Below are 9,783 nucleotides of genomic sequence, written 5' to 3' on the forward strand. Positions count from 1 at the left end.
GAACTGGGGCGGGGGTGGGGTCAGATCAGGCCGAGGTCGCGGACTGCGGCCTGCTCTTCCGTCAGCTCCTGGACGGACGCGTCGATCCGCGCCCGCGAGAACTCGTTGATGTCCAGGCCCTGGACGATCTCGAAGCCGCCGTCCTTCGTGGTGACCGGGAAGGACGAGATGAGGCCGGCCGGGACGCCGTAGGAACCGTCGGAGACGACGCCCATCGAGGTCCAGTCGCCCTCGGCGGTGCCGTTGACCCAGGTGTGGACGTGGTCGAGGGCGGCGGACGCGGCGGAGGCGGCCGAGGAGGCGCCGCGGGCCTCGATGATGGCCGCGCCGCGCTTGGCGACGGTCGGGATGAAGGTGTCGGCCAGCCACTGCTGGTCGTTGACGACCTCGGCGGCGTTCTTGCCCGCGACCTCGGCGTGGAAGATGTCCGGGTACTGCGTGGCGGAGTGGTTGCCCCAGATCGTGACGCGCTTGATGTCGGCGACGGCCGCGCCGGTCTTCTTCGCCAGCTGCGCGATCGCGCGGTTGTGGTCCAGCCGGGTCATCGCGGTGAAGCGCTCGGCTGGCACGTCGGGGGCCGCGGACTGCGCGATGAGCGCGTTGGTGTTCGCCGGGTTGCCGACCACCAGGACCTTGATGTCGTCGGCCGCGTGGTCGTTGATCGCCTTGCCCTGCGGCTTGAAGATGCCGCCGTTGGCCGACAGCAGGTCGCCGCGCTCCATGCCCTTGGTGCGGGGGCGGGCCCCGACCAGCAGCGCGACGTTCGCACCGTCGAAGGCGACGTTCGGGTCGTCGGTGATGTCGATACCGCGCAGGAGCGGGAAGGCGGCGTCGTCCAGCTCCATGGCGGTGCCCTCGGCTGCCTTGAGGCCCTGCGGGATCTCCAGCAGCCTGAGCTTGACCGGCACGTCCGCGCCGAGCAGGTGGCCCGAGGCGATACGGAAGAGGAGGGCGTAGCCGATCTGGCCGGCCGCTCCGGTGACGGTGACGTTGACGGGAGTGCGAGTCATTGCCTTCTCCTGGCCTTTGCTGCGGTCTGCTGCGGTCGCGGAACGGCCGCTACGGCAGTGGCCCGAGCGGCCCCGAACGCGGATCTCTCGTCGTCAAGAGAGCCACCCGTCAGGCTATCGCGCGCCGCGCGCGGCGTCGGACCGCGGTCGTGTGGCGGCGGTCACCGCGCCGCCCGCGGAGTCAGCCGACGCAGATGCCCAGCACGATCAGGCCCAGGCACAGGCCGGTGTGCGTCGGGCTCGGTGTGGCGGTGGGAGTCGGGGTGTCGCGGCTTGACGGCGTCGGCGACGCGGCGCCGGTCGGCGACGGCGTGCCGTGCGCGGGCGGCGGGGTCGTCGTCCCCGCTCCCGGCGCCGCCGGCGCACCCGGCGCGGACGCGGCCGAGGCGGCGGGCGGTACGGGCGGTACGGTGCCGCCGGGGGTCGCCGAGCCGTGGCCCGGCACGTGCGCGCCCGACGCCGGTGTACGGTCCCGGGGCCGCCGCGCGGACGCCGAGGCGGTGGCGGTGGCGGTGGGGGCGCCGACCGTGGGGCCGGCGTCGCGGCCGGGTGCCCGGCCGTTGCTCGTGCCCGCCATCAGTACGACCGCGAGCAGCGCCGCCACCGCGAGCAGGCCGGCGACGGCGAGCAGCGCGATGCGCCTGCGGCGCGCGGGGAGGCCGTCCTCCGCGGTCAGCGGGTCGAGCGGGTCGGGCAACGGCAGCGGCTTGCCCCGTCCCCGGTCGCCCGTACCGGTCGAGGCCTTCTCCGCGAGCTTCCACAGGGCGCCGATACGGTCGTAGTCCGCGCCGCACGCCTGCGCCAGCACCTCGACGGCGGCGAGCGGGGCGACGGTGCGGGCCGCCAGATAGCCGGCCCACGCCTCGGCGGATTCCGCGGTGCGCGCGGCCAGCGCCGGGACGGTCAGGCCGCTGCGGTCCTTCATCCTGCGCAGTTGCGTCGCGAGGCGCCGCATGTCCAGGGGGATGCGGTCCGCCAGTGGTTCCCACTGCCCCATGCCGCACCCTTCGTGTCCCGCCCGATACCCGGAGCTACGGTAGATCATCCCTGCCCGTACGGATGGACTTGCGGTCAACCCGCCACGACCGGACGGCCGTTGTGCTAACCGGAGCCCCGGGTTTTCCCCCCGTCCTGCCCCTCCTGACACGACCGGGACCTTCCCCCGGCGGGCGGCTGGTCGCGCAGTTCCCGCGGCTCCGGGCGATTGCCACGTGCGGTGGCATGCCGCTTTCACCAGCGCCGTGGTTGCGCGCGCAGTTCCACGCGCCCCTGAAAAGCTCGCTCACCCTCCGCGGAAGAGGGACCGGGCCCTGTCAGGAGGCGCTGGGGACACCCCAGGCGAAGCTCCGGGGGCGGAACCGCGCGACCGGCCACAACGCACCGCAGGGTGCGACGCTCACCGCAGGCGGCACCCCCAGGGACGCGAGGAACTGCGCGGCCGGCCACGGCGGACGCGCGCCGTACCCGCCCTCAACCGTTCACCGAACGGAAAAGTGGATGATGTCCTCCAGGAACGGGATCCGGATCAGCGGGTCCGGCTGAGCCATCAGCGCCAGGAGGACGATGGCCACGCCGAGAATCCCGTACGTGATCACGTCGGTGAACCGGCTGCGCACGGCGAGCATCCCCACCGACTGTATGGTCCACCTCAGCGCTCCGCCGAGGAGAAGGGCGACACCCACCACGATCGCCCCGGCGCGGAACGCGCCCGCGGCCGTCGTGATGAGGCCGATGACCGCGCCCGTGATGACCAGGATGATCGGCCACTGGCGGGCCGGGGCGGGCGCGTCACCGGGGGCGGCGCGTCCGCCGCCTTCCGGACGGGCGGTGGAGGTGGTCACGGCGGGGCGCCCGCCGGGGCCGAGGTCATCCGGCATGGGCCGCCGCCCGCTCCGCCGTTTCCACCACGTTCTGCAGCAGCAGCGCCCGGGTCATCGGGCCGACACCGCCGGGGTTCGGGGAGAGCCAGTCGGCGACCTCGGCCACCCCGGGGTGGACGTCGCCGACGATCTTGCCGTGCTCGTCGCGGCTGACGCCCACGTCGAGGACGGCCGCGCCCGGCTTGACGTCCTCGGGCTTGACGATGTGCGGCACACCGGCCGCGGCCACGATGATGTCGGCCTGGCGCAGCTGCGCGGAAAGGTCGCGCGTACCGGTGTGGCATAGCGTGACCGTGGCGTTCTCGGACTTGCGGGTGAGCAGCAGCCCGATCGAGCGGCCGACGGTGATGCCGCGGCCGACGACCACGACGTGCGCGCCGTTGATGGCGACGCCGTGCCGCCGCAGGAGTTCGACGATGCCGTTGGGGGTGCAGGGAAGCGGCGCGGGCACGCCGAGCACGAGCCGGCCGAGGTTCGTCGGGTGCAGCCCGTCCGCGTCCTTGGCGGGGTCCATGAGTTCCAGCACCCGGTTGGTGTCGATGCCCTTGGGGAGCGGGAGCTGCACGATGTAGCCGGTGCAGGCCGGGTCGTCGTTGAGTTCGCGGACGACCGCCTCGATCTCGTCCTGCGTTGCGGAGTCCGGCAGTTCGCGCTGGATCGAGCCGATGCCGACCTGCGCGCAGTCGCGGTGCTTGCCCGCGACGTACCACTTGCTGCCCGGGTCGTCGCCGACCAGCAGGGTGCCGAGGCCGGGTGCGACACCGCGGGCCTTGAGCGCCTGGACGCGCTCGGTCAGTTCGGACTTGATCGCGGCGGCGGTGGCCTTGCCATCGAGAATCTGGGCGGTCATGCCCCCATACTCCCGGATGGGAGCCGCGTGGGACCAATCCGTCCGCTTCCTGTGCACGGTTGACCCTTGCGCCCCCGCGGCGCTGGGCCGGACGATGTGGCGATCCGTCCCGTCCGTCCCGCTCTAAGGAATCCGCACGTGAGCCAGCCTCCCGGCCCCCCGAATCCGTACGGCGGTCCGCCGCAGCAGCCCTACGGCCAGCCGCAACCGCCCGGTATCCCGCCGCAGCAGCCGTACTACGGGCAGCAGCCGGCGGGCTACGGCTATCCCCCGCAGCAGCCGTACGGCGGCTACCAGCAGCCGGGCGGGCTGCCGCCCGGCATGCCGCCGCTGGCGAGCTGGGGCGCCCGGCTCGGGGCGTACCTGCTCGACGGCCTGATGTTCAACCTGATTCCGTCCGGGCTGTTCCTCGCGGGCTACCTGCCGTACAGCAAGAAGGTCAGCGACGCGACCACCGCGTGCCACGACCAGGGTGTTTCGACCGGCAACTGCGACCTGCCGGGCATCACCGGCGCCAATGTGACGCTGATCCTGATCGGCGGGCTCCTCGGACTGGCCGCGTTCGTCTTCCTGAGCGTCCGTGAGGGCCGGACCGGGCAGACGCCGGGCAAGAAGATCGTCGGCATCCGGCTGCTGCGCGAGTACGACGGCTCCGCGCTCGGCTTCGGACGCGCTTTCGGCCGCCGCTGGCTGCACGTCCTCGACTCCATACCCTGCGGGCTCGGCTTCCTGTGGCCGCTGTGGGACAGCAAGAACCAGACCTGGGCCGACAAGATGGTCCACACCGTGGTGATCAAGGACCAGTTCTGAGCGCTTCCGGCGCCATGGGCGACGCCTTACCGCGCCGCGCGGCGGGTGGCGCCGACCGTACGCGCGGACACGACCGAGGCCGTACCCCGTTTGCAAGGGGTACGGCCTCGGTGCGTGCTGCGGGTCGGCGGACGCGCGGGTCAGTGGAAGAAGTGCCGCGTGCCGGTCAGGTACATCGTGACGCCGGCCTTGCGCGCCGCGTCGATCACCGCGTCGTCGCGGATCGAGCCGCCGGGCTGGGCCACCGCGCGGACGCCCGCCTCGGCCAGGACCTCGAAGCCGTCGGGGAAGGGGAAGAAGGCGTCGGAGGCCGCGTACGAGCCGGCCGCGCGTTCGGCGCCGGCCCGGGCGACCGCGAGCTTGGCGGAGTCGACCCGGTTGACCTGGCCCATGCCGACGCCGACGGTGGCGCCGTCCTTGGCGAGCAGGATGGCGTTGGACTTCACGGCCCGCGACGCGCGCCAGGCGAAGGCGAGTTCGGCCAGCTCGTCGGCGGACAGCGGCTCGCCGGTGGCCAGCGTCCAGGTGGCGGGGTTGTCGCCCTCGGCCTGGAGGCGGTCCTTGGTCTGGAGCAGGATGCCGCCCTCGATGGGCTTGTACTCGGTGGCCGCGGCGGGCGCGGCGGCGACCCGCAGCACCCGGATGTTCTTCTTGCGGGCCAGCGCCTCGACGGCGCCGTCCTCGTAGTCGGGCGCCACGATGACCTCGGTGAAGATCTCCGCGACCTGCTCGGCCATCTCGACCGACACCGGCCGGTTGACCGCGATGACGCCGCCGAAGGCGGACAGCGGGTCGCAGGCGTGCGCCTTGCGGTGCGCGTCCGCGACATCGGAACCGACCGCGATACCGCACGGGTTGGCGTGCTTGATGATCGCCACGCAGACGCCCTCGTGGTCGTACGCGGCCCGGCGGGCGGCCTCGGTGTCCACGTAGTTGTTGTAGGACATCTCCTTGCCGTGCAGCTGCTCGGCGCCGGCCAGGCCGCCGCCGTCGCCGGTGGCGTAGAGCGCGGCGGGCTGGTGCGGGTTCTCGCCGTAGCGCAGCGTCTGGCGGCGGGTGAAGACCTCGCCGACGAACTCCGGGAAGTCGCTGTCCTGGTCGGCCGCGTAGCCGTCCACGAACCAGGACGCCACGGCCACGTCGTACGCGGCGGTGTGCTGGAAGGCCTCGGCGGCGAGCCGCTTGCGGGTGTGCAGGTCGAAGCCGCCCGCCTTGGCCGCGGCGAGCACGTCGGCGTAACGGGCCGGGCTGGTGACCACGGCGACCGACGGGTGGTTCTTGGCCGCGGCGCGCACCATCGAGGGGCCGCCGATGTCGATCTGCTCGACGCACTCGTCGTCGCCCGCGCCGGAGGCCACGGTCTCCCGGAAGGGGTAGAGGTTCACCACGACCAGCTCGAACGGCTTGACGCCCAGCTCGTCGAGCTGCCGCCGGTGGTCGTCGAGGCGCAGGTCGGCGAGGATGCCGGCGTGCACGCGCGGGTGCAGCGTCTTGACCCGGCCGTCCAGGCACTCGGGGAAGCCGGTCAGCTCCTCGACCGGCGTCACCGGCAGCCCGGCGGCGGCGATCCGGCCGGCCGTCGAGCCGGTCGACACCAGCTCCACGCCCGCCTCGTGCAGGCCGCGGGCCAGCACCTCCAGACCGGTCTTGTCGTAGACGCTGATCAGCGCGCGGCGGAACGGCTGCTTGCCCTGGCCCTGGGTGTCTTCGGCGCTCATGCCGGAATCCGTACCTTTCGTCCTTCGATGCGGTAGCCGTCGCGCGACAGCCGCCCTACGACGTCGACGAGCAGGCGCCGCTCGACGTCCTTGATGCGCTCGTGGAGCGCGTCCTCCGTGTCGTCCGCCCCGACCTCGACCACGCCCTGGGCGATGACCGGGCCCGTGTCGACGCCGTCGTCGACGAAGTGGACAGTGCACCCGGTGACCTTCGCGCCGTACGCGAGTGCGTCGCGTACGCCGTGCGCCCCGGGGAAACTCGGCAGCAGTGCGGGGTGGGTGTTGATGAACCGGCCGCCGAACGCGGCCAGGAATTCCTTGCCGACGATCTTCATGAAGCCCGCCGACACGACGAGGTCCGGCTCGTACGCGGCCGTCGCCGCGGTCAGCGCCGCGTCCCAGGCGGCGCGGTCCTCGTGGTCGCGCACCTTCACCACGAACGTCGGCAGTCCGGCGCGCGCGGCCCGGTCGAGGCCCGCGATGCCGTGGGGGGGGGGGGGGGGGGGGGGGGGGGGGGGGGGGGGGGGGGGGGGGGGGGGGGGGGGNCCTTCACCACGAAGGTCGGCAGTCCGGCGCGCGCGGCCGGGTGGTGGCCGGGGGGGGGGGGGGGGTCGGCGCCGACCGCGACAATTGCGGCGCCGTACGAGGGGTCGGCGTCGATGGCGTCGAGCAGCGCCTGCAGATTCGTGCCGGAGCCGGAGACGAGGACGACAAGGCGGGTGGGGGTGCCGGAGGCGGGAGTGTGGGCGGCCACTGGCGGGGCTCTTCTCTCGCTGAAGTCGTTCGGATGATCGTACGAGTCGGGGATTGGCCGGATTCCGGGGAACCCTACGAGACCGCCGACCGTCAGCAACGATACCGGCACTCCGCACGGCCCCCACGGGACGGGGGAGCGCGCGGACGGTAGCGTCTGGCGGGAGCACGGAACTTCGCACGCGCTGCGCGCGGGTCAACGTGATGTATCCGACACCTGTTTCACGTATGACTTGTATGCAGGAATGTCGATCAGCCCGGTATGAGGAGTCGAGCCCAAGGGGATGGCGCATCACATCATGAGCAGCGGCCGTAATCGTCTTGCGCTGCGCGCGCCCGGGGGCGACCAGGACCAGGACAATCCGTTCGCGCCACCGCCGGAGGGGGCGCCCGACCAGCCCTGGCGGCCCAGGCAGCCAGAGGATTCGGGCGACGGCTCCGGCTCGTCCGGAGGTACGCCACCGCCCCCGCCGCCCGCGCGGCGGCCCGGGGCGCCCCAGGCATGGGGCAGCCAGTGGAGCAACCGCCAGCCGCAGGGCGACCGCCCCGACCCGTACGGGCACCGGCCGGACCCCGGCGAGGGGCCGAACGGCCCGCAGGGCACCGGGCCGCGCTTCGACCCCACCGACCCGGCGCAGCGGCGTTCGCGCTACGCGCTGGTCTGCGGAGGCTGGGGCCTGATCTTCGCCGTGCTCGGCTGGGTCGAGGTCGGGCTGCTGCTCGGTGCGCTGGCGCTCTACTGGGGGATCAGCGCGCTGCGGATGTCCCCCGAGGACCGGGCCGAGGCCCGCGCCACCGCGGCGTCCGCCCTGGCCGACGCCACGCAGACGCCGCGGCCGACACCGCCGGCGCCGGGGCCCGACGCGCAGCGGTCCTTCAAGACGGCGGCGTGGACCGGGATCGTCACCAGCGGGGTGACGATCGCGATTGTCGCGTCCAGTTTCGGGCTGCATCTCGCGTACCGGGACTACTACACGTGCAAGAAGGACGCGTTGACGGCGCCGGCGTCGCAGGCCTGCCAGAAGCTGCTGCCTGAGCCGCTCCGCAGCGTGCCCGCCATGCGCCCCTAGAGGGCGCCCCGCCCCGCCCCGCGGTGCCGTCCCGCGACCTTCCCGTGCCGGCGGGCTGGTCGCGCAGTTCCCCGCGCCCCTGGGTGACGTGCCCTCTGCGGCGGAGGACGGGCCCCGCAGGGGCGCGGGGAACTGCCGCGCGTCCTGGCCCAGTGCGGCGGCACTGTGAGCGCCACAGAAAGTGGCACCGGCCCAGGGGCGCGGGGAACTGCGCGACCGGCCACGACGGGCCCGCGGTCAAAGACCTGGCTCGGGCCCAGCGGAATTCCTCACCCCGCCGGGCTGCGGACCGTGCGGACCCAGGACGCGACCGTGGCGGTCGGCACCGCCGCAGCCAGCGGCCAGGCCGTCGCCGCGGCCCCGCAGAGCCACCCGCTCGGCCCGAACGTGGCGAGCGCGTCCACGCCCATCGGCCCCCCGGCCGCAGCCGCGAGCAGGGCGAAGGCCAGCCCGCAGACACCGGACGCCCCCGCGGCCACCGCAGCGGTCCGCGACATCCCCAGCTCGGCCCTGACGCAGCAGAACGCCACCACGGCCACCGCGACCGCCGGCACCGCGAGGGCGGCCCAGCCGACCGCGTGACCGCCGACCCCCGGCAACGCGGCCAGCAGCGGAAAGCGCGGCAGCAGCGGACGGCCGGACACGCCGTAAGGCGCCACCGTCCCGGCCCCGACGGCGAACCCCGGCCCGAGGGCGTACGCGGCGGACCACACCGCGAGGTTCGGCACCAGCAGCACGCACAGCAGCAGGAGTGCCGCCTGCCCCGCCGGCGACGCGCTGATCTGCCCGACTGCCCGACCGGCGGCCCCGCCGTGCCAGGCCAGGGAGGCGCCCCCGACGAGCGCGCCGCCCCCGACGAGGATCCCGGTGGCGATGGCGCCGACCCGTAGCGCGACAGCGGCGTCCGCGCCCCACGGCACGTACCGTTCGAGCGTCGGCCGTCCGCTGCCGGTCCACGCCCCCACGGCGGTCACCGCCGCCGCGAACAGCGGCACATAGAGCGCCGCCGAGAGCACATCGACCCGCACCGGCCCACCGGCGGCGTATACGGTGACGGGCGCCGCGACGCCGAGGTAGCCGCACAGCACCCACCCCGCGGAGCGGTGCGTGCTGTTCACGACCGCCGATGCCACCCCCCGGTGCAGCAGCCACGCGGGCAGCGCGGTGAGCAGCAGCGGGGTGAGGCCGATCGGGGCGGGCACCCCGGAGAGCGTGCCGTCGCGCACCAGGTCGGCGCCCTGCGCGAGCAGCCACAGTCCCGCGCCGATGTGCAGGGCGCCGCCGAGCCCGCTGTCGGGGAAGGGCGAGACGACCCAGAGCAGCAGTACGACCGCCGCCAGACCGAGGAGCGCGAGTCCTGCCGCGGCCGCTCCGGCGACGACCGCGGCCGCGCGGGCCGCCGGGAGCGTCCGGCCGGTCCCGGCGGGGGGGTGTGCCTGGACCTGTTCCGTCAATTGGGTCACGGCGCCCCATGGTGTCAAGAACACCCGTTTCGCCCCCGCAGCAGGCGATTGGTCGTCGTGTCGCGCACCATGTGCCGTATGCGTGCTTTTTTCGGATCATCATATGAATCAGAGGAAAGGCCCGTCCGGTGAGCGGGGGCAAACGGTCGCACAAGGCCCGGGCCAAGGCGCACGCGAGCACGCGCACCACGCCCCGCCCCGCGCCCTCCGCCCGTTTGGGGGTTACGGG

General features: G+C 73.8%; 8 protein-coding genes and 1 pseudogene. 2 read left to right on the forward strand and 7 right to left on the reverse strand.

Annotated elements, in window-relative coordinates; genetic code table 11:
* Positions 1-20: 20 nt before the first annotated feature.
* From V7E46_RS31480 to V7E46_RS31495, 4 genes are all read right to left on the reverse strand, one after another.
* Positions 21-1,010: a malate dehydrogenase gene (locus tag V7E46_RS31480; RefSeq protein ID WP_333771601.1), complete on the reverse strand. Its 990-nt coding sequence runs from the start codon at positions 1,008-1,010 to the stop codon at positions 21-23.
* 181 nt (positions 1,011-1,191) lie between these two features.
* Positions 1,192-2,007, reverse strand: a complete 816-nt coding sequence (locus V7E46_RS31485) for a helix-turn-helix domain-containing protein (RefSeq protein ID WP_333771602.1) — start codon at positions 2,005-2,007, stop codon at positions 1,192-1,194.
* 481 nt (positions 2,008-2,488) lie between these two features.
* On the reverse strand, positions 2,489-2,887 hold the full coding sequence (locus V7E46_RS31490; protein ID WP_333771603.1) for a DUF3017 domain-containing protein: 399 nt from the start codon (positions 2,885-2,887) through the stop codon (positions 2,489-2,491).
* Positions 2,877-3,740, reverse strand: coding sequence for a bifunctional methylenetetrahydrofolate dehydrogenase/methenyltetrahydrofolate cyclohydrolase (locus V7E46_RS31495; protein ID WP_333771604.1), 864 nt, complete (start codon positions 3,738-3,740; stop codon positions 2,877-2,879). The genes V7E46_RS31490 and V7E46_RS31495 overlap by 11 nt, the downstream gene beginning before the upstream one ends.
* A 138-nt stretch (positions 3,741-3,878) precedes the next feature.
* On the opposite strand from V7E46_RS31495, the gene V7E46_RS31500 reads away from it, so the two are divergent.
* On the forward strand, positions 3,879-4,550 hold the full coding sequence (locus tag V7E46_RS31500; protein WP_333771605.1) for an RDD family protein: 672 nt from the start codon (positions 3,879-3,881) through the stop codon (positions 4,548-4,550).
* A 140-nt stretch (positions 4,551-4,690) separates the two neighbouring features.
* Here V7E46_RS31500 and purH read toward each other — a convergent pair whose 3' ends face one another.
* Positions 4,691-6,268 (reverse strand): bifunctional phosphoribosylaminoimidazolecarboxamide formyltransferase/IMP cyclohydrolase, encoded by a 1,578-nt coding sequence (gene purH / locus V7E46_RS31505; protein ID WP_333771606.1) that lies wholly within the window; start codon positions 6,266-6,268, stop codon positions 4,691-4,693.
* Positions 6,265-7,022 (reverse strand): annotated as a pseudogene (gene purN / locus V7E46_RS34030) (phosphoribosylglycinamide formyltransferase). The gene purH and the pseudogene purN overlap by 4 nt, the downstream one beginning before the upstream one ends.
* Positions 7,023-7,305: 283 nt before the next feature.
* Between purN and V7E46_RS31520 the strand changes: the two are divergent.
* Complete coding sequence (locus tag V7E46_RS31520; protein WP_333771607.1) at positions 7,306-8,091, forward strand: hypothetical protein; 786 nt, start codon at positions 7,306-7,308, stop codon at positions 8,089-8,091.
* A 269-nt stretch (positions 8,092-8,360) separates the two neighbouring features.
* On the opposite strand, the gene V7E46_RS31525 is transcribed toward V7E46_RS31520, so the two are convergent.
* The gene (locus V7E46_RS31525) at positions 8,361-9,554 is read right to left on the reverse strand and encodes a cell division protein PerM (protein WP_333771608.1); all 1,194 of its coding nucleotides are present in this window, start codon (positions 9,552-9,554) and stop codon (positions 8,361-8,363) included.
* Positions 9,555-9,783: the final 229 nt, after the last annotated feature.

The organism is Streptomyces sp. IBSBF 2435, assembly GCF_036815005.1.
Classification (GTDB): domain Bacteria; phylum Actinomycetota; class Actinomycetes; order Streptomycetales; family Streptomycetaceae; genus Actinacidiphila.